Below are 20,115 nucleotides of genomic sequence, written 5' to 3'. Positions count from 1 at the left end.
CTATAAAGAGAGCAGGTGAAATAAGCCATAATTGACTAATTTTGATGTTCTATGCATCAAACAGACTTCCTGGTAGTAGGCTCCGGGATTGCAGGACTCACTTATGCGCTAAAAGTGGCGGAGCAATGCCCGGACAAGAAAGTGACCATTATCACTAAAACACGCGAAGACGAAACAAATACCAAATATGCGCAGGGCGGCGTTGCCGTGGTGAACGACCTGGAGAACGACAGCTTTGAGAAGCATATTGAAGACACCCTCATTGCGGGAGACGGCCTCTGCAACGAAAAAATAGTGGAAATAGTGGTCAAGGAAGGTCCGGAAAGGGTCAACGAGCTTATTTCCTGGGGCGCCAACTTTGATAAGGCGCCGGATGGCGACTTTGCGCTGGGCCGGGAAGGCGGCCACTCGGAGTTCAGGGTGATCCACCACAAAGACGTAACCGGCCGCGAAATTGAACGCGCCCTGCTGGAGGCCATCCGCCGCAAGAGCAATATAGAACTGGTTACCCACTGCTTCGTCATAGACCTCATCACACAGCACCACCTGGGATACCTGGTCACCAAATCCACACAGGACATTGAGTGTTACGGCATTTACGTGCTCAATCTCAAGACCAACAAGATCGAAAAGATACTTTCCCGTATTACCCTGCTGGCCACCGGCGGCAACGGGCAGGTATACCGCACCACCACCAACCCCGTGATAGCCACTGGAGACGGCGTGGCCATGGTGTACCGCGCCAAGGGCCGCATCGAGAACATGGAGTTCATCCAGTTCCACCCCACCGCCCTGTACCAGCCGGGAGAAAGCCCCGCCTTCCTGATCACCGAAGCGGTGCGCGGGGATGGCGGCATTCTGCGCAACAAGAACGGGGAAGACTTTATGCACCGGTATGACGAGCGCCTTTCCCTGGCGCCGCGGGATATTGTGGCCCGCGCCATAGACAGCGAGATGAAAATTACCGGTACCGAGCACGTGTTTCTCGATTGCCGGCATATGGACCTCGAAAAATTCATCCATCACTTCCCCAATATCTACGAAAAATGCCGCTCCCTGGGCATAGACATCGCAAAAGACATGATACCCGTGGCCCCCGCGGCACATTATAGCTGCGGCGGTATAAAAACGGACGAATGGGGCCGCACTTCCATCCGCCATCTGTACGCGGCCGGAGAATGCGCCAGCACCGGCCTCCATGGCGCCAACCGCCTGGCCTCCAACTCCCTGCTGGAAGCCATGGTGTTTGCCCACCGCTGCTACCAGGACGCCGTGAAAGTGATCGGCAACACCGCTTTCAAAACCAGCATCCCTGATTGGGACACGCTGGGCACCACGGCCCCCAAAGAAATGATCCTCATTACACAAAGCCTCAAGGAGCTGAAGCAGATCATGAGTGACTACGTGGGCATTGTGCGCACCAACACAAGGCTGGAAAGGGCCATGCGCCGGCTGGACATACTGCACCTGGAAACGGAGGCCCTTTACCGGGAAACCGCCGTGTCTCCCCAGCTGTGCGAACTACGCAACCTCATTACCGCCGGCTACCTGGTGGTAAAAGGCGCCGCGTTCCGCAAGGAAAGCAGGGGCCTGCATTACAATACAGATTACCCATATAAATCAGAACTGGTTCAGAACATCATCCTGTAACGGTAAAAAGCGCGAGTGGCCCATGTATTACATTATTCTGGCATTCTGTTACGGCGTTTCCATACTGCCCCTGTGGTTGCTCTACCTCATCAGTGACGGGCTTTGCTTCCTGGTGTACAATGTGTTGGGCTACCGCCGGAAAGTGGTGCTGGACAACCTGCGGCAGGCCTTTCCCGGCAAGCCGGAGGCGGAGGTCAGGCAGCTGGCCAAAAAGTTCTACCGCAACCTCACAGACATGATGGTAGAAACCATCAAGCTGCTGACCATGAGCCGCCGCAGCCTGGTGAAGCGGTTTGACTGCGACCTGTCTGTACTGCACCAGCTCTATGCGCAGGGAAAAAGCTGCCAGTTGCACCTGGGCCACAATTTCAACTGGGAGTGGGCCAACCTCTTCTGCATGCAGGGCGTGCCCTACCCCTTCCTGGTAGTATTCATGCCCATTACCAACAAGGCGGTGAACCGCATGTTCATCCACTTCCGCGAAAAGTTCGGCACCAAACTCATTCCCGCCAATGACATGCGCAACGGCATGGCGGCGTGGGTGGGCAAACAATATCTGCTGGCGCTGGTGGCAGACCAGAACCCCGGCAACCCGCGCCGCAGCTACTGGTTCCCTTTCCTGAACCGGATGACGGCCTTCTACAAAGGCCCTGAAATGAACGCCCGCCGCTTCGACATTCCCGTGGTGTTTGCCCATATCAAAAAAGTAAAACGCGGGTATTATAAGGCCACGCTCACGCTGGCGTTTGAAGAACCGCGCCGGGAGCCCGAAGGGAGGATCACGGAAGCGTTTGTGCAATACCTTGAGCAACGCATTCTTGAGCAGCCGGAAACATGGGTGTGGAGCCACCGGCGGTGGAAACATGCATACCGCCCGGAAACGGACGGGTTGCGGGGCGGGGTAGAAAGTGAGGAATAGCTGTGCGCAGAGAAAACAGGAACAGGGAATAACCGCGCAGGCCGCCGTCAGGCAGGCGCAAAACAGATGGCCATGGTGTAACCTCCGCGCAAGCGGCGGCTACACCATAAGCAGTAAAGGCGTACCGGATGTGGTACGCCTTTACTGCTTATGGCAGCCTGCAGGTATCAGGCTGAAGGTATCTTCAACTTCTGCCCGGGATGAATGATATCCGGGTTCTTGATCTGGTCTTTGTTGGCTTCATAAATTTTCTGCCAGGTAAGACCAGGGTAGTTTTTGGCTATTTTGCTCAGGCTGTCTCCCGCTTTCACTTCATACTCCTGTTCTGCGCCCTCTGCCACTGAAATGTTCAGCACCAGGTCCCCGGAACGCATTTCGGGGTCCAGCTTCTCGTAAGTGCTCCATATCTGGTCTTTTACGGCGCTGGAAGGGGCCGTGCCGGTTACGTACAGTACGCCATTTTGCTCGGCCACCTGCAACCCGGTAACACCGGCGCCATTGGCCTGGTTAACGAGTTCTGCGTATTTATCTTGTAGTGCCATCGTTTTACTTTTTTAAGGTTAATGGTGTGGAATGAAAAGCCGGTTATTGAAGGGTCAGTTTGTTCACCACCTTTTTAGGCTTGGACTCATTAGCGGCCTGCATTACTTTTTTCAGGTCAGCTTTTTTGATAGTACCGGTGAGGGTCACTTCACCGTTGGCTACGGTGGCGGTTACGCCTGAAATGCCGGCGGCCTGGAGGGAAGAATCCACGCTGTTGCGCACCAGGTCATCAGGGTTGATCACCACCGGTGCGGGCGGAGGAGGAGGAGGGGTTACCATTACATTGTTGGTCACTGACTTGATTCCCTTCACTCCCTGGGCAGCTTCTTCAGCTCCGGTTTTTGCAGCCTCATCCATCACTTCCCCGCTTAACGTGGCCACGCCGCCCTTCACTTCAGCAATAACGCCCGGTGCCGCTGTTGCCAGCTTGTCGTTCACCTCTTTCTGGAGTTTGGCATCGCTTGGTTTACAAGCATACAATAGAACACCCATCATCATAACGAGACAGGTGAGTAAAAAGGATTGACGCTGTTTCATACGATTAAAATTTTATAGGAATTTAGCCAATTCCGGGGGAAATAGCAATTATTTTTTTGTTTAAATAATTGTTAAGCAACCAGATACGTACACTTCTGCAATCACGAAAAATCATATGTGTATAATATACAAGATATATCTGTATTGAAGATATAGCGTTGGGGTGCATGTGGGGAGGTCAAAAAGAGAATAGTGTTTAAACACACTTTTTCCGGGCGGGGTGTTTATAACGGGGATGGGGGTACGATGGGAAGGAATTGAAAAGGACACCCGTTAGCGCCGGAGTAGCCGGGGTTACAATGTGAGGGCACAGAGGAACAGCCCCTCTGCCAGGTAGCCGGAATCAACCGCCGGTGGCGGAGCCATCAGACCGCCCGGTAAACAAAACCGCCGGAAGCAAAGCCTCCGGCGGCACTAATAATCCTATTCGCTGCCAGCTAGTTCAGCACGTTCTTTTCTTTCACTACGTCTATCCCTTTCTGGTCTTTCATTTTGCCGAACCCGCCGTTTACGTTCCGGAGGTTGTGAATGCCTTCCTGCTTCATGATGGAGCAGGCAATTACGCTGCGGTAGCCGCCCTGGCAATGAACATACAGGTTATGGTGATCGTCAAAATCAGACAGGGCGCCGGCGCGGTCCGTCAGGTCTCCCAGGCTCAGGTTAACAGCGTTTTTTACATGCCCGTCCGCATATTCTGCCGGTTTGCGCACGTCCACTATTACCAGGTTCTCATCATGCGGGATGTCCATGGCCAGCTCGTCCGGATCTACGGAAATGATCATGTCTATTTTTTCACCGGCGGCCTTCCAGCCCTCAAAGCCTCCTTCCAGGTAACCTTCCACCTTGTCAAATCCCACGCGGGCCAGTCTCACAATTGTTTCTTCCGCCTGCCCTTCTTCCGTAACCAGCACCAGGGGGCGCTCAAAGTTGAGCAGGCTGCCTGCCCACTCTGCAAAGCGGCCTTCCAGCCCTATGCTCATGGAACCGGGTACAAACCCTTCTGTAAAGGTGCCGGCATTGCGGGTATCCAGTATCATGGCGCCCTCTTTTACCTTTTCCCTGAACGCTTTTACAGACAATGGTTTCAGGCTCCTGTCCATCACGGTTTGCATAGCGTCATACCCTTCCTTGTTGATCTGCGCATTGATGGGGAAATACTGCGGGGGCGTGCTGAGGCCGTCTGTTACCTGGCTGATGAACTCATCTTTGTTATCCGCCAGCAGCGCATAATTGGTGCTTTTTTCCTCACCGATGGTGCTGAAAGTATTGGGCCCAAGGTTTTTGCCGCAGGCAGAGCCAGGGCCATGCGCCGGGTAAACGATCACGCCGTCAGGCAGGGTCTTTATTTTGGTCTGCAGGGAATCGTACAGGAGGCCGGCCAGCTCTTCCTTGTTCAGGTTGCCGCTGAAAAGATCGGGGCGGCCTACATCCCCTACAAACAATGTATCTCCCGTGAAAATGGCATGCGGCTGCTTGTTTTCGTCCAACAGGAGGTAGCAGGTAGATTCCAGGGTATGGCCCGGCGTATGTAACGCGCGCACGGTCAGTTTACCGATCTGGAAATCTTCCCCGTCTTTCGCAATATGCACAGGAAAACCGGTGCTGGTCTCCGGCCCGTACACAATAGGCGCTTTGGTGGCGGCGGCCAGGTCAAGGTGGCCTGACACAAAGTCTGCATGAAAATGGGTCTCGAAAATGTATTTGATGGTGGCATTCCGTTCCCTGGCAAGTTCCAGGTAGGGTTCAATATCGCGCAGAGGGTCTATTACTGCGGCCACACCTTCAGATTCTATGAAATATGCGGCTTCCGATAAGCATCCCGTATATAACTGCTTAATGAACATATGGTTTTTGATTTCAGACAAAAATACGAAGAAGTTGAGAAGTGACCGCCAGTGGTCGTTAGCCCGGAGGGTAAAAACCGTTGTCAGCAACAGATTATTTCTAATATGCCAGCGCCAGCTATGGGACTACATTTAGCCGTGACCACCATATAGCTGCCCATGACCTTTGCTATGGATGGAGCATGGCTCGTCCATACTTGCCCTATAAATCTGGCCAACATCAGCAGAAACCGTTCGCCCGGGGCCGGATACGACAAAAAAAACCGCCTTCAGTTGAAGGCGGTTGTCAGTATGGTGCCGGCACAAAAAGTGCCTCGGATTTGAAAAAGATTGGAGATAAATTAACCCTTATCCCACCAGCTCTTCGACGAATTTTGCTACTTCTGCAATACGTTGCTTGTTGATGGTATAGTGGATGAATTTACCGTCCCGCTCGGTAATTACGATGCCGGCCCTTCTCAGGATGGCCAGGTGCTGGGATGCTACTGATTGTTCCAGACGCAGCTTCACATAGATCTCCGTTACGGTCATGCGCTTATGGTCTTCCAGCAGCTTGATCATTTGCTGGCGCAGCTTGTGGTTGATGGCTCTCAACACCATTGCGGCCTTCTTAACGGCAATGTAATCCAATTTGATCTGATCTTTTTCATTGTTACCTCTAGAAATAATAAGAGTATTAGAAGAGGTGGTTAATAATTGTTTTTCCATCGCAAAATAGTTTTAAAAATAAATGAAATGACAGGGATCAACGGACAGTAAAACGCGACTATTAGACAACAATCACGGATATTGATTACACAAAATTATAATATCTGTCACAATAAAAAAAATTTCTATACCTTCTTTTTTAATATATAAACCGGAATATCCCTCTTTTTCCCGTAATTTGACAATTCAATGACACTCCGGCAGGCTTTTTACTGTCCCGATCAGCCGTCTCAGATTATAACGCGTTTTGATGCGTAATATGATGCAGGGAAATGCTAAAAATCTGCTAAAAAAATAACGGATGTTAGGGCTTTCCGGGGGTGAAGAAGGGTTTAATGTAGTAGGGCGAGAAGTAGGCAACATCCTTGAAATCCTTATCTGCAAAGGCTTTTTCGGCAAGGGGCATCATATGTTCGGCAGAAATCCGATATGGTGGAAATTCTGAATTGGTATGCTCTCCTAACAATCCCTGCCATTTGGGGGCGCCGTCACCAAAAAAAAGTGTGTTTTTTTCCGTCATCAAATCATGGAATGAACCGGGTTGCAATACCATGGCCTGCGGTTCCAGTACAGGCTCCAGGCGGGCATTGTACACGGCGGTAAATACCTCCATGCGGCGCGCGTCTATCATGGGAGCATAATACACTTCTTCCGCAGGGCGCTGCCGCTGCATGCCGGCGGCCATCATCTGCAGGGTGGAAACGGCCAGCAGAGGTTTTTGCCAGGTATAACAAAGGCCTTTGGCGGTGGCCACTCCTACCCGCAAGCCTGTATAGGAGCCTGGCCCGGCGCTCACGGCCACGGCATCCAGCTGGCGGTGGTGCAGCCCGTGGTGATGGAGCAATTGACGGATGAAAAGGGTGATGGTGGCCGCATGGTCCCGCTGCTCGTTGTTCTGCAGGGTGCCGAGCGTTTTGCCGTTTTGTGAAAGCGATACGGAGCCGGTGGCGGTAGCCGTGTCTATCAGTAATATCAGTGCCAATGTCTGCGGTTTTATAATTGCGCTTCATACTCCTGCTGCAGCAGCGGGCTGATGCCGTAACGCTCGTTGCCGTTTTCCCGGGCTACGGCCTGCAGCACTTCGTATACGTGGCGGATGCCTATCTTTTCACACCATTCAAAAGGGCCGTATGGATAGTTGGTGCCCAGTTTCATGGAGGTATCAATATCTTCCCGCGAGGCGGTGCCTTCTTCCGCGGTAAAGTATGCTTCGTTGATGATCATGCACACCACCCGTGGCGTTACCATGCCGGTGGCGGGTTGTATTACATCGTACTCCCAGCCCAGTTGCCGCATGATGTTTTCCAGTTCTTTGCCGGGCGCGGCTGTGGCCACTTCCAGCCGCGGCATGCTGATGAAGCCGGGCAGCAGGTTGCAACCGTAAATGTGCGGGTAATGGGCCCAGGCGGCGGGCGCTGTTTTGACCAGGCAGGCCAGCACTGGCACTTCGGGCTTCATGGCATACAGCATCAGGTTTTCCGGCTGCTCGTCCAGGCTGAGGTCTATCACCAGGTCTGCCGGAGAACGCTGCGGCTGCAGCTCCTGCTCCCAGTGTACGGTATGCCCGTCAAAACTGCGGCTATTGCGCAGTTCTTCCCAGCGTTGCGGATGGCCCGTTACCAGAATTTCCATACGTTATTTGATGGCGATCATGGATATCTCCACGTTAACGCCTCTCGGCAAACCGGCTACCTGCACGGTTTCGCGGGCGGGGAAATAACCGGAAAAATACTTGCCGTACACCTCGTTGATCTGGGAGAAATCATTCATGTCCGTTATGAAAATGGTGCTCTTCACCACGTCTGAAAAGTCCATGCCCGCTTCCGTCAGAATGTTGCGGAGGTTTTGCATAACGCGGTGTGTTTCCACGATCACGTCATCCTGCTCCAGCTTGCCTGTTTCCGCATTCAGGGCTATCTGCCCTGAAATGAACAACATGCTGCCGGCTTTCACGGCCTGGTTGTACGGGCCAATGGGCGCGGGCGCATTGGTGGTGTTGATGATCTGTTTTTCCATATGTGGCAAAAATAAGGTTTTAGGCGCGCTCCGTCAATTGAGGGAATAATATTGCGCCGCATATACAAAATGCTTATATTAGTAACCTGTTCAACCAAAGTACCATTATCTATCGCAAACATCATCTTCCCGATTATGTATGTCAAAACCCTGAATGGTCTTTCTCTCAACGGCGCCTGGAAAATGCAGCTCATGCTGTATGGCTGCTGGGTCCTTGGCTTTGCGCTTGCCTGGCTGCTGGCCGGCAATGACTTGCTCCAATACCCGTCCCTGCTCCTGAGCGTTTTCCTGGCATCTGGCGTAACAATGATCGTATATGCACTGGTGCGGCTGAAAGATAATTTCACGCTGGTCCCGAAAATCAACATTTCCGTAGACACCTTTCTGCTGGCGTTTTCCATGGCGCTGGCGCTGGTAGTGGTGAAAGACGCGCTGGCTTACGTGCAGCCCCTGCCGGCCTGGCCGGAACTGTCTTTTACGTCTATTCACACCGGGTCTCTCTACGCCATTGTGGTGTCTGTAATGCTCAGCGCGTTTATGGAAGAGCTGCTGTTCCGCGGCATCGTGATGGAAGCGCTGCTGCAAAGATATTCCGGCGGGGTGGCCTTGCTCCAGAGCTCGTTACTGTTCATGCTGGCACACCCTGACCCCGCGCAAATGCCGGGTGCGTTGCTGCTGGGGTTGCTGGCCGGTTACTTTTACCTCCGCCTCCGCGACCTTTGCAGCTGCTTTCTGATACACCTCGTACACAATGCCGCCACAGCGGTTATTGCGTTGAGCGGCGGCTCGCTGCAGTTTGCCGTTACAGACCCTTATACATACTCTGGCCTGGTGCTCGGCTGCGCCCTGGCGCTGGCCGCGGGTTATTTCCTTCTTCGCAGCATTACGCCCGGCAGCACCGTTAAACGCCCGGTGTTATTTGCCAAATAGCAGCTTGGCCAGCTTGGCATCGTGCCCGTACACATCATCACGGAAGTTGAGCTTGCCTTCACTGTTCACCCAGGCGGTAAAGTACCCGATGAACACGGGCAATTTGTTTTTCAGCGTTACATATTTTTCTTTCCCGGCGTTCATAGCGGCGTCTATCTTTGCCTCCGTCCAGGTAGAATCTTTCCGCAGCACCCATTGGGCCAGGTGTTTGGGCTCGGCCACCCTGATGCAGCCATGGCTGAAAGAACGGCGGGTCTCATTGAAGAGGCCCTTGGAAGGCGTATCGTGCAGATAGATGTTGTACTCGTTCGGGAACAGGAACTTTACACGGCCCAGGGAGTTGGAGCCGCCGGGCTTCTGGCGCACTATATAAGGGAAGTTGCGGCCGGAGTATTTGCTCCAATTAATAGAGCCGGGCGAAATGGCCTTGCCGCTGGCCCCCACCACTTCCATATTGTGCCGCGCCAGGTATGACGCGCCGCTGCGCCTGATGCCGGGTATCACCTCATTGCCGAGAATGCCGGGCGGCACGTTCCAGTAGGGGCTGAACACCACGTATTTCATATCCCTGCTGAAAATAACCGTGCTGGCGCCGGGGGTGCCTACCACCACGTTGCAGCTCCAGGCCAGCTGGCCGTCTTCATACGCATGCATCCTGAACTCGGGGATGTTTACCAGTATATAGTCTGTAGATACTTCCACAGGCACCCAGCGCAGGCGTTCCATGTTCAGCAGCAGCTGATGCATGTAGTGCTGAAGCGGGCGGTTGAGAGCCGCCAGCGTTTGCGGGCGTATCACCCCGTCCGGCTTATGCCCCATGCGGGCCTGATAGCTTCTGAGCGCCGAGTCCAGCACAGGGGTGTACTGCGTGGAGGAGTCTTTGTCCTGCATATCTCCCAGCAGCTGCAGGCGCTTTTTTACGCCGGCAATCACGGTGGAGGAATCCCCTTTCTGATAGGTTTTCTTTTTATCTTCCATGCGCAGGGAATCCCAGGCAGGGTGTTCTTTCACGATCACGGCCATTTTCTGCAGCTCGTCCCGCAGCAGCTTGTACTGGCGGTTTACCGGCTCTTCTTCCGTAATGCCCTTTTTGGGGTTGGCAATAACGGCGTTGAGCACGCTTTCCACATCTATTTTTTTACGGGGAATGAACCACTCGAGGTCTTTGGCGGAATCACTCGTCATACCGCCCCATACCTGGTTGGCATATACGAAAAACTGGCCGGTAAGCGTCAGCTCTGTAATGGGCACAATGGTATCGTTCCGGTTGAGGCTGTCTCCCTGCGTGGCCAGGGAATCGTACAGGGCCTGGGCCCTGCTCTTGTCCAGCAAACCGCCTTGGGTAATGCCGCTTTCCTCGTCGCTGCGCATCATGTTCAGGAAGCCGCCGGCCTGTTCCGTTACACCATGCTCATCTATCCAGGCGTAGTGGTAGCCGCGCTTGTCATAAAATTCACGGATCAGCTCTCCGTATGGCGCAAATTCCGCATGTTGTGCCAGAAAGGCCCCTACCTGGCTACTGTCCAGCGTCTGGGCAATGTATTCCTGTTTGGCGTAATGGGTGGTATCACGGTTAACAGCTTCGGATACGGGCTTTTTGCCGCCCTGCCGGCAGGCAGCCGCCAGCAATACAACAAGCAATAGTGAGTAGTAGGTTCTTTTGATCATAACAGAGGTATAACAATTTTATGATGAGTATGTTGCGGCAAAAGTAAGCAACAATTGTGCAGGAATAAAAAAGGGAACAGCGGCGGCTGTTCCCTTCAAATATCGGTGGTGTGGTTTTTAGAGCTTGATCTCTTCATCGTTGGCGTCAAAAAAGCGGTATTCTGTGAGGTGGTAGTTGGAGTCACCCTTGAGTTTGATCCACTTTTTGTAGGTGAAGTACCACTTCCACTGTCTCGACCTGAGCCAGCCCTTGGTGAGGTACGCGTAGAGGATGGGGTGTACGCGGATGGTGAGGCCTTTGTGCTGGTGATTGAGCAGGTACTGGAGATTTTTTTCGATGTCTTCCACAATGAGCATGGAAGCGCCGATCTTTCCGGTGCCTTTGCAGGCGGGGCAATCTTCCGCCACAGAAATAGTGATCTCCGGTTTTACCCGCTGCCGGGTGATCTGCATCAGGCCAAACTTGGAGATGGGCAATATGGTATGCTTGGCCCGGTCCAGCACCATGAATTTTTCCATGGCTTCGTACACCGTCTTTTTGTTCTCGGGCAGCTTCATATCAATAAAGTCTATGATAATGATGCCCCCGAGGTCGCGCAGCCGCAGCTGGCGCGCTATCTCGGCCGCCGCTTCGAGGTTGGAGGCCAGGGCGTTCTGCTCCTGGTTGTTGCTGGAGCTTTTGTAGCCGCTGTTCACGTCTATGACGTGCAGGGCTTCCGTAGCTTCAATAATGAGATACACCCCGCTATCCAGGTTCACGGTTTTGCCGAAAGAAGCCTTTACCTGCCGGGTAACGCCAAAGTGATCGAAAATAGGGGCGCCGTTGTGGTAGTAGGTCACAATGTCCTGCTTTTCCGGCGCTATTTTCTGGATATACGTTTTGGTGTCCGTATAAATATTTTTATCGTTGATCACGATGCGGTTGAAGCTCTCGTTGAGCAGGTCCCTCAGTATGCTGGTGGTTTTGGTCTGTTCACTCAGTATCTTCTGGGGGGCCGCGGAGCCGCGGAGGTTTTCCTGGATGGTTTTCCAGGTGCTCACAAGGGTGGTCAGGTCTTCATGCAGCTCGGCCGTTTTTTTGCCTTCCGCCGCTGTTCTCACAATTACGCCAAAGTTATGGGGCTTGATGGCCTCCACTATCTTTTGCAGCCTTTTCCTTTCTTCAGAAGAATGGATCTTTTTAGAAACGGCTACAATGTTGTTGAACGGGGTGATCACGATGAAGCGGCCGGGAAGGGATATTTCGCAGCTCAGGCGGGGGCCTTTGGAGGAAATGGGCTCCTTCAGGATCTGTACCAGTATGTTGGGTTTGCCGCCCAGCACTTCGGTGATCTTGCCGGTTTTGACGATCTCGGGCTCGTTCTTGAACTTGGCGAAATCGAATGTTTCCGACTTGTCGCTAATAGCCTGTTGGGTAAATTTGAGAATGGAGCGGATGTAGGGGCTAAGGTCTGTATAGTGCAGAAAGGCGTCTTTTTCAAAGCCAACATCCACAAAGGCGGCGTTAAGGCCGGGGATGAGTTTCTTTACTTTGCCCAAATAAAGGTCTCCCACTGCAAAGTTAGGGTTACCGCTTTCGTGGTGCAGCTCTACTAACTTCTTATCTTCCAGCAATGCAATTTCAACACCGGAGGGTGCGGCATTTATAATCAATTCCTTATTCAAGCGTCAAAATTTTATCCATAAATACTTCACTTTTATGCCGTCCTTTTTCACCAGGCAAAAGTACAGCATGCCCAAATGATACCGGTCTGGGAACCGGCGTTTCACACGAGAGAGGATTGCAAAGGGTTTAGTGATATATACAGGGTGAAGTCCGGATTTTTTAGGCCGATCTACGAAACAACCTGCATGACCTTAGCAATTTAACAATTAAAGCTAAAATCATGCAGGATTGCTATAAAAAATTTATCGAGTCCGCCTCCGGCTACTTATACCTGTGCAGTATAAATGGCGGGGAAACAGGAGGATTATTTCTTGCCTTTCTTATGACGGTTCTTTCTCAGTCTTTTTTTCCGTTTGTGGGTTGCGATCTTATGTCTTTTTCTTTTCTTTCCGCAAGGCATACGCTTGTATTTTTTTAAATGTTTATAATTTTATTTGACAGCAGGCCGGAGCTTACTGAATGCTTTTAATATATCCGTCTATTTCGGCGGCCAGTGACGGGTCTTTGATCAGTTTCCGGCACTGCCTGAGCAGTTCTACCGCTTTGGCGTTGTCTCCCTTGCTCTGATAGGCCACGGCCAGCAGGAACAACGCTTTAGGTTCTTGCGGGTGGCGCTCCAGCACACTTTCCATACGCTCAATGGCCTTGTCATACTGGCCGGAGGTAATGCTGAAATTGGCCAGTGTGAGCTGCGCGTCCAGGAAGTCAGGGTTCCTTTCAGCCACCTCCCGCAGGATGCCGATGCCTTTCATAGGCTCCCCGGTGTTGCTTACCAGCAGGGCCCCCTTCTTTATCTTCAGCGTGTCATTGTTTGGTTCAAGCGCAATAGCCTTATCCAGCAATTCCAGGGCCGTATTGGCCTGCCACACCCTAACGCCTGCGTCTTGCGTATGCGAGAGATGCTCCAAAAATAAATTGGCTGCAAAGGTGAGGCTTTTTCCGGAATTTTCCAACTTGGCGGATTCTGCGGCGTAATGGGCGGCTATAGGAAGCTCGTTCAGCCCGTCCCAGATGGTATATAATTGCTGGTAGGCAGCAATCTGCTGGCTTTTTACATCACCGCGTACAACGGTATTCTCAAGGCTAGTGATCTCCACCAGCTTGTCTGCGGGAACCTTCTCCTTCGCTTTCTTCAAAAGGTCAGAAAAATTGGCCGCTACGGCACTTTGGCCCTGGGGCATAGCCCCCCCCGGCGCAGCGGCATGCTCATGCCCGTGCACCTTTGGCGTAATACGGCCAAATGCGAACAGTGCCGTTGCTACAACGACAGCCAGGCCAATAACGAGTAGTTGATTTCTTTGCACCCTAAATTAGATTAGGATGCAAATCTAAGAACTTTTGAGCTTCTTTACTTCTGCAACGAACTCTTTAGATGGCTTAAATGCTGGAATGTAGTGCTCGGGAATTTCCACGGCAACATTCTTTTTAATGTTACGGCCTATTTTGGCAGCCCGTTTCTTGGTGATAAAACTGCCAAACCCGCGGATGTAGATATGTTCGCCATTTGCTAACGCCTCCTTAACTTCCTTGAACATGGCTTCGAGTGTTACTAACACATCTACTTTGGGGATGCCGGTTTTTTCAGCAATGTTGTTAATCAAATCAGCTTTTCTCATAATGAAGCGGAGGATTACTTGTTTTCAAAGTTATTAAAAAAAATTTAATTGCTGAATTTTCAAGCAAATAAAATTTAATATTTTTTATTATAGATAGCGCATTCTAAAAATACGTTTATTTGTGCTCCCGTCAAAGCGTAAATCACTGCAATTCAGCGAGAATCAAGACTTCCGGGACACGAATATATACAAAAACATCGACATATATAAATTATTTTAGGCAAATGACCGATACTAGGAATTTTTTTACTGACTGTATTATGACCTGGGACCGGGTCAAAAACAGCCGGGCCATGCCCTGGAAGGGCGAAAAAGACCCCTACCGCATCTGGCTGTCTGAAATTATTTTACAGCAAACACGGGTGGAGCAGGGCTGGCCCTATTATGAACGTTTCATAGCCGCCTACCCCACCGTAACCCACCTGGCCGCCGCCACGGACGAAGAAGTGTTCCGCCTCTGGCAGGGGCTGGGCTACTACGCCCGCTGCAAGAACATGCTGGCCGCCGCCCGCACCATTGCCGGCACGCATAAAGGCCGGTTCCCGCAAACATATGAGGGCATTGCCGCGCTCAAAGGCGTAGGCGCCTATACCGCCGCCGCCATTGCTTCCTTTGCTTTCAACCTGCCGCACGCCGTGCTGGACGGCAACGTGTACCGCGTGCTGGCCCGGTATTTTGGCATTGATACGCCTACAGATACCACCGCCGGCAAAAAACTGTTTACGCAATTGGCCGGCGAAGTGCTGCACCTGCGGCAACCGGGCATTTACAACCAGGCCATCATGGACTTTGGCGCGGTGGTATGCAAACCCCAGCAACCGCTCTGCCAGGGCTGCCCCCTGGCAGCCAGGTGCCAAGCCTTCCAGCAAGGGCTTACGGACCTGGTGCCGGTGAAATCCAAAAAGCTGGTGATCAGAAAACGGTATTTCAACTACCTGCTGCTGCGGAAGAAGGGCCTCCTCTTCATCCGCAAGCGCACGGAAAAAGACATATGGGAAAATCTGCACGAGTTTGTGCTGATCGAAACACCTGCGCCCGCCGCAGACGAAATAGTGCTGCAATCCCCTCTCTTTCAACGCCTCATGGGCAGGCACGCCTATAAAATAACGGCGCCCGCAGTGGAAATAAAACAACAGCTCACCCACCAGACCATTCATGCCCGGTTCCTCCAGCTGTCCGTTCCGGCGGCGTTCAACATGCCGGAAGGATACCTGCAGGTAACCGAAGAACAATTGAAGAACTACGCCTTTCCCAAGATCATTGTGGATTACCTGCAACGTTGACGGCACGCGGAACAGGGCTAAAAATTTGATGTGTTGATTGGAAAAAAACATTAACTTTAGTAAGGTTGACCGTGAGCAGAACTATATTATAATAGGACAGATTAAAACCTACAATTATGAGAGGTGTTAATAAAGTAATCCTGATTGGCAATCTTGGCAGAGACCCCGATGTTCAATTCCTGGAAGGCAATATTGCAGTAGCCAAATTCTCCCTGGCTACTACCGAAACTTTTAAAGACCGTGCCGGCAAGCTCATTTCCCAAACAGAATGGCATACCGTAGTACTCTGGAGAGGGTTGGCGGAGCTGGCTCAAAAATACCTGCACAAAGGCAGCCTGGTGTATATAGAAGGGCGCCTGCGTACCCGTAGCTGGGAAGACAAGGAAGGCAACAAGAAATTTGCCACGGAAGTAGTAGGCGATAACCTGGTGATGCTGGACAAACGGATGGACGTGAACAACGGGGACCACCCGGTACCTCACCACCATGCCTCCGGCACATCCGGCGGGCATGCAACCCAGGGCCACGGAGAAGGTTATACAGGCCTGGAAATACCGCCCATGAACGAAGCGACAGACGATCTTCCCTTTTAAAAGACCCTAAAGGTCACTGGTTTTACAAGAATATCCGCCCGTAACGGTACATTCTTTATATTTGCATGCGGGAAAGCGATTCAATCAGCAAACTGAATTTCTTTCCCATTATTTTTGACCAAAGCTTAAATATCTTGGTTCACCTATCGGCTGGTATTTTACCGTTCAAGAGTGTTTTGTTACAAGAGCTGGCGTCTCCATCGCCGAATATTGTGGTGTTTCTGCTCGTTATCTTCTTCCTCCTGCTGCTGACCTTCATTGTTTCCGGGGCGGAAGTGGCTTTTTTTTCCCTGAATTACAAAGACCTGAACGTGCTGAAAACCCGGCAAAACAATGCGGGCAAAATGATCACCCGGCTGCTGGAAAACCCTAAATCCCTGCTGGCATCCCTCCAGATCGCCAACATCCTGTTCAACATTGCTTTCATTTTCATCACCAATTACCTCATATACCAGGTAGAAAGCCTGCAACACCTGGCCCTGGTCTCTTTTGTGGTGCGTATTGCCATCATCACCTTTGTACTGCTGTTCTTCGGGCAGATATTGCCCAGGGTGTGGGCCACGCAAAACAACCTGCGCTTTGCCACCTACTTTGCCTGGTTCGTACACATCATTCACGCCACCCTGGAACCGGTGAGCAACTTTTTCGTGAACCTGAGCGAGAGCGTGGAGGCCCGTCTTTTTCATCGCAACACCCGGCCCATCAACTACCAGGAAATAGACGAGGTGATCGAAATGAGCGTGGAACCGGGCGCCTCCCAGGAGGAAAAGAACATTGTGCGCGGCATCCTCAAATTCGGCAACATTGCCGTAAAGCAGATCATGCGCACCCGGCTGGACGTGAACGGCCTTGAATACGACGCTCCCTTCAGCGAAGTGGTAAAACAGGTAGCAGACCTGCATTACTCCCGCCTCCCCGTGTATAAGAACAACCTGGATACCATTGTGGGCGTAATACACACCAAAGACCTGCTGCTGCACCTGGGCAAGGGAGATGCCTTTGACTGGCACGAAGTACTGCGCCAGCCGTTTTTTGTACATGAGCACAAACTGATAGAAGACCTGCTCAATGAGTTCCAGACCCGGCACATGCACTTTGCCGTGGTAGTGGACGAATTTGGCGGCACCTCCGGCATTGTTACCCTGGAAGATATTATGGAAGAGGTGATCGGCGATATCAAGGACGAGTTTGACGAGGAAGAGTTCAACTACAACAAGGTAAACGACCATACCTACGTATTTGAAGGCAAAACCATGCTCAATGATGTTTGCCGCATCCTTAACATTGCCCCTGATACCTTTGAGGCCGTAAAGGGCGAAAGTGATTCCATTGGCGGGCTGATACTGGAATTGTCCGGCAAATTCCCGGAAGAGAACAGTGTGATCACCTACGGGAACTTTGATTTTACCATACTGGAAGTCACCAAAATGCGCATCCAGAAGGTGCAGGTGACCATTAAATCTGGCGTAGAAACGGAATGAGAGCAGTAATTTTTTTAGCGGCGGCGCTGCCCCTGTTGCTGGCAGCCTGCGCACAACAGGGCTCCACACCCAAACCCAGGGGCTATTTCAGGATAGACCTGCCTGAAAAGAAATACCAGACCTTCAATGAACCGGGCTACCCTTACACCTTTGAGTACCCAGTGTATGCCGGTATCGTAAAAGACACCCTTTTTTTTGACGAAAAGGCCGAAAATCCCTGGTGGATCAATATTGACTTCCCCTCCTTCAACGGTAAAATTTACCTGAGCTACAAGGAAATAGGCGCCCGCAACAGCCTTGACAAGCTGGTGAACGATGCCTTCAAGCTCACCTACAAGCATACCTACAAGGCAGCATCCATTGAGGAGCAGGATATTCAGACCAGCCACGGGGTACACGGGCTGTTTTACGAGGTGGGTGGCAACGCGGCCTCGGCCAAACAGTTTTACGCTACAGATTCCGGGCGTCATTTTTTGCGCGGAGCTTTGTATTTTTACGCACCGCCCAATGCGGACTCCCTGGCGCCGCTGCACCGCTTCCTGGAAGAAGACATGTGGCACCTGGTCAAAACCCTGCAATGGAAGGCAAATTGAGAGACCGATGATAGTGATCGATGATAAATATATCAGTGACGAAGTGGTGGAAAAAAACTTTGTATGCAACCTCACCGCCTGCAAAGGGGCCTGCTGCGTGGCCGGGGATTGCGGCGCGCCGCTGGAAGAAGCAGAGCTGGCCATACTGAAAAAGATCTACCCGAAAGTAAAGCCGTACCTGCGAGAGACGGGGATTGCGGAAATAGAACAAACGGGCTTCCACACCTGGGACGATGAGCACGGGCACGTAACGCCCATTGTAAACGGGGCCATCTGCGCCTATGCCACCATAGATGACAACGGCCTTGTGGGTTGCGGTATTGAAAAGGCGTATAAAGACGGGGTGATCGATTTTAAAAAGCCCATCTCCTGCCACCTCTACCCCATCCGCATCACCAAATACGAGAGCTTTGAAGCGGTGAATTACGACAAGTGGAGCATTTGCAAACCCGCCTGCAAGCTGGGCAACCAGTTGCAGGTACCGGTGTACCGCTTCCTGGAAGAAGCGATCACCCGCAAGTACGGTGCCGAATTTTACGCCGTGCTGGATAAGATCGCCACCGGTCAGTACCAGGAGGAAGAAGATATTTGATACGATTTTTGTGTTTATTGATACAATAGCTGCAATCCCGTCAGGGACTCAAACACCCGAACACTTTTTAATTATCTTTACAGGCATATGAACAAGACGGCCAGTACCTTTCTTTCCGAAAGTGAAGTAAAAGCGGCGGACCTTGGGCACCGCAATACCATCAACTTCAACATCAGCAAGTATAATGCTGCCGTGAAGAACGGCAAGCAGCAGTTTGCGGACCTCCCCACGGCCCGAGAGCGCGCCAAAAATGTGAAATGGAAAGCCATTGAGCATCTTGACAAGCACCTGGAAGATTTCGAGATGCATTTCATGAAGCGCGGCGGCAAGGTGATATGGGCGGAGAACGCGGAACAGGCACGTGAAGAAATATTGGCCATCTGCAAGGCCAAGAACTGCAAAACCGTGGTGAAAAGCAAATCTATGGCCACGGAAGAGATCCACCTGAACGATTATTTGCAGGAACACGGTATTGAAAGCGTGGAAACGGACCTGGGCGAGTACATCCAGCAACTGGACAATGAGCCGCCCTACCACATTGTAACGCCGGCCATGCATAAAAGCAAGGAGCAGGTGGCGCAGCTTTTTGCTGACAAGCTGGGCTCAGACCCCGGCCTCAGCCCGGAAGAAGTAACACTGGTAGCCCGGGAAAAACTGCGGCAGAAATACCTGGACGCTGAAGTAGGCATTACCGGCGCCAACTTTATTATTGCAGACATCGGCGGCATTGCCGTTACGGAAAATGAGGGGAATGCAAGGCTTACCACGTCTTTTCCCAAAACCCACATAGCGCTGGTGGGCATTGAAAAAGTATTGCCTTCCATTGCAGACCTTGCCCTTTTCTGGCCACTGCTGGCCACTTACGGTACGGGGCAGCAAATCACTTCCTACAACACCATTCTGACCGGCCCCCGGCAGGAAGGAGAAATAGATGGCCCTGAAGAGATGTACGTGATCTTTATTGACAACGGGCGCACCAACATTCTGAAAGACGTGGAAGCCCGGGAAAGCCTTTATTGCATCCGCTGCGGCTCCTGCCTCAACGCCTGCCCCGTGTACAAGAACATTGGCGGCCATACTTACAAAACCACCTACAGCGGCCCCATTGGCGCGGTAATTACCCCGCACCTGCAAGGCATTGAAAAATACATGCACCTCAGCTTTGCCTCTTCCCTTTGCGGCAACTGTACAGAAGTATGCCCCGTGCGCATCAACTTGCACGAGCTGCTGCTCCACAACCGCCACAAAGCGGTAGAAGAGCACCACACCTCAGGCGGCGAAAAACTGGGCTGGTTCGGCTGGAAACAGGCCTGCCTCAGCCGCAGGATGATGAACCTGGTTGGCGGGAAAACCAAAAACATGGTGATCGGCAAACTCTTCGGGAAAGCGTGGGGAGACGATGAGAGGGGCATGCCCATTTTTGCACCCAAATCTTTCAACCAGTTGTGGAAGGAGAAGAATAAATAAAACAGTACC

20 protein-coding genes are annotated in these 20,115 nt (G+C 51.9%); 9 read left to right on the top strand and 11 right to left on the bottom strand.

Annotated features, from left to right (window positions below; translation table 11 throughout):
* Positions 1-51 precede the first annotated feature (51 nt).
* Positions 52-1,650 carry an L-aspartate oxidase gene (gene nadB / locus D3A97_RS08335; RefSeq protein ID WP_119077912.1) on the top strand — a complete coding sequence of 533 codons (1,599 nt, stop codon included), beginning with the start codon at positions 52-54 and terminating at the stop codon, positions 1,648-1,650.
* Positions 1,651-1,672: 22 nt separating this feature from the next.
* Entirely contained in the window at positions 1,673-2,569 is an 897-nt protein-coding gene (locus D3A97_RS08330; RefSeq protein WP_119077911.1) for a lysophospholipid acyltransferase family protein, read from the top strand.
* A 167-nt stretch (positions 2,570-2,736) separates the two neighbouring features.
* On the opposite strand, the gene D3A97_RS08325 is transcribed toward D3A97_RS08330, so the two are convergent.
* The 7 genes from D3A97_RS08325 to D3A97_RS08295 all read right to left on the bottom strand — a co-directional run bounded on the left by D3A97_RS08325 (position 2,737) and on the right by D3A97_RS08295 (position 8,217).
* On the bottom strand, positions 2,737-3,111 hold the full coding sequence (locus tag D3A97_RS08325; protein WP_119077910.1) for a LysM peptidoglycan-binding domain-containing protein: 375 nt from the start codon (positions 3,109-3,111) through the stop codon (positions 2,737-2,739).
* Between the two features lie 43 nt (positions 3,112-3,154).
* Complete coding sequence (locus D3A97_RS08320; RefSeq protein WP_232825886.1) at positions 3,155-3,649, bottom strand: BON domain-containing protein; 495 nt, start codon at positions 3,647-3,649, stop codon at positions 3,155-3,157.
* Positions 3,650-4,086: 437 nt separating this feature from the next.
* Entirely contained in the window at positions 4,087-5,493 is a 1,407-nt protein-coding gene (locus tag D3A97_RS08315; RefSeq protein ID WP_119077908.1) for an MBL fold metallo-hydrolase, read from the bottom strand.
* A 348-nt stretch (positions 5,494-5,841) separates the two neighbouring features.
* A complete protein-coding gene (locus D3A97_RS08310; protein WP_209145680.1) occupies positions 5,842-6,123 on the bottom strand; it encodes an ArsR/SmtB family transcription factor in 282 nt (93 codons plus the stop codon).
* 382 nt (positions 6,124-6,505) lie between these two features.
* A complete protein-coding gene (gene tsaB, locus D3A97_RS08305; protein WP_157986421.1) occupies positions 6,506-7,183 on the bottom strand; it encodes a tRNA (adenosine(37)-N6)-threonylcarbamoyltransferase complex dimerization subunit type 1 TsaB in 678 nt (225 codons plus the stop codon).
* An 11-nt stretch (positions 7,184-7,194) separates the two neighbouring features.
* Positions 7,195-7,833 carry a 3-hydroxyacyl-CoA dehydrogenase family protein gene (locus tag D3A97_RS08300; protein ID WP_119077906.1) on the bottom strand — a complete coding sequence of 213 codons (639 nt, stop codon included), beginning with the start codon at positions 7,831-7,833 and terminating at the stop codon, positions 7,195-7,197.
* Positions 7,834-7,836: 3 nt separating this feature from the next.
* A complete protein-coding gene (locus D3A97_RS08295) occupies positions 7,837-8,217 on the bottom strand; it encodes a RidA family protein (protein ID WP_119077905.1) in 381 nt (126 codons plus the stop codon).
* Between the two features lie 135 nt (positions 8,218-8,352).
* Here D3A97_RS08295 and D3A97_RS08290 point away from each other — a divergent pair, with 135 nt between their 5' ends.
* Positions 8,353-9,147 carry a CPBP family intramembrane glutamic endopeptidase gene (locus D3A97_RS08290; protein WP_157986420.1) on the top strand — a complete coding sequence of 265 codons (795 nt, stop codon included), beginning with the start codon at positions 8,353-8,355 and terminating at the stop codon, positions 9,145-9,147.
* On the opposite strand, the gene D3A97_RS08285 is transcribed toward D3A97_RS08290, so the two are convergent.
* From D3A97_RS08285 to D3A97_RS08270, 4 genes are all read right to left on the bottom strand, one after another.
* On the bottom strand, positions 9,133-10,815 hold the full coding sequence (locus D3A97_RS08285; protein ID WP_119077903.1) for a L,D-transpeptidase family protein: 1,683 nt from the start codon (positions 10,813-10,815) through the stop codon (positions 9,133-9,135). The two genes, D3A97_RS08290 and D3A97_RS08285, sit on opposite strands and share 15 nt — an antisense overlap.
* A 117-nt stretch (positions 10,816-10,932) precedes the next feature.
* Positions 10,933-12,480, bottom strand: a complete 1,548-nt coding sequence (locus tag D3A97_RS08280) for an Rne/Rng family ribonuclease (RefSeq protein WP_119077902.1) — start codon at positions 12,478-12,480, stop codon at positions 10,933-10,935.
* A 453-nt stretch (positions 12,481-12,933) separates the two neighbouring features.
* A complete protein-coding gene (locus D3A97_RS08275) occupies positions 12,934-13,617 on the bottom strand; it encodes a tetratricopeptide repeat protein (RefSeq protein ID WP_157986419.1) in 684 nt (227 codons plus the stop codon).
* Between the two features lie 192 nt (positions 13,618-13,809).
* Positions 13,810-14,097 (bottom strand): HU family DNA-binding protein, encoded by a 288-nt coding sequence (locus tag D3A97_RS08270; protein ID WP_029464490.1) that lies wholly within the window; start codon positions 14,095-14,097, stop codon positions 13,810-13,812.
* A 224-nt stretch (positions 14,098-14,321) separates the two neighbouring features.
* Here D3A97_RS08270 and mutY point away from each other — a divergent pair, with 224 nt between their 5' ends.
* From mutY to D3A97_RS08240, 6 genes are all read left to right on the top strand, one after another.
* On the top strand, positions 14,322-15,380 hold the full coding sequence (gene mutY, locus D3A97_RS08265; RefSeq protein WP_119077900.1) for an A/G-specific adenine glycosylase: 1,059 nt from the start codon (positions 14,322-14,324) through the stop codon (positions 15,378-15,380).
* A gap of 116 nt (positions 15,381-15,496) precedes the next feature.
* Positions 15,497-15,973, top strand: a complete 477-nt coding sequence (locus D3A97_RS08260) for a single-stranded DNA-binding protein (protein WP_119077899.1) — start codon at positions 15,497-15,499, stop codon at positions 15,971-15,973.
* A 176-nt stretch (positions 15,974-16,149) separates the two neighbouring features.
* Positions 16,150-17,454 (top strand): gliding motility-associated protein GldE, encoded by a 1,305-nt coding sequence (gene gldE / locus D3A97_RS08255; RefSeq protein ID WP_232825884.1) that lies wholly within the window; start codon positions 16,150-16,152, stop codon positions 17,452-17,454.
* The gene (gldD, locus tag D3A97_RS08250; protein ID WP_119077897.1) at positions 17,451-18,047 is read left to right on the top strand and encodes a gliding motility lipoprotein GldD; all 597 of its coding nucleotides are present in this window, start codon (positions 17,451-17,453) and stop codon (positions 18,045-18,047) included. Before gldE ends, gldD begins: the two co-directional genes overlap by 4 nt.
* 7 nt (positions 18,048-18,054) lie before the next feature.
* On the top strand, positions 18,055-18,639 hold the full coding sequence (locus D3A97_RS08245; protein WP_119077896.1) for a DUF3109 family protein: 585 nt from the start codon (positions 18,055-18,057) through the stop codon (positions 18,637-18,639).
* A gap of 87 nt (positions 18,640-18,726) precedes the next feature.
* Positions 18,727-20,106, top strand: coding sequence for a LutB/LldF family L-lactate oxidation iron-sulfur protein (locus tag D3A97_RS08240; protein ID WP_119077895.1), 1,380 nt, complete (start codon positions 18,727-18,729; stop codon positions 20,104-20,106).
* The last annotated feature ends 9 nt before the right edge of the window (positions 20,107-20,115 follow it).

Origin of the sequence: Chitinophaga alhagiae, assembly GCF_003568665.1 — a bacterium.
Classification (GTDB): domain Bacteria; phylum Bacteroidota; class Bacteroidia; order Chitinophagales; family Chitinophagaceae; genus Chitinophaga; species Chitinophaga alhagiae.
The sequence above is the reverse complement of the archived record's forward strand: the minus strand, read 5'-3'. Positions and strand labels throughout refer to the sequence as shown.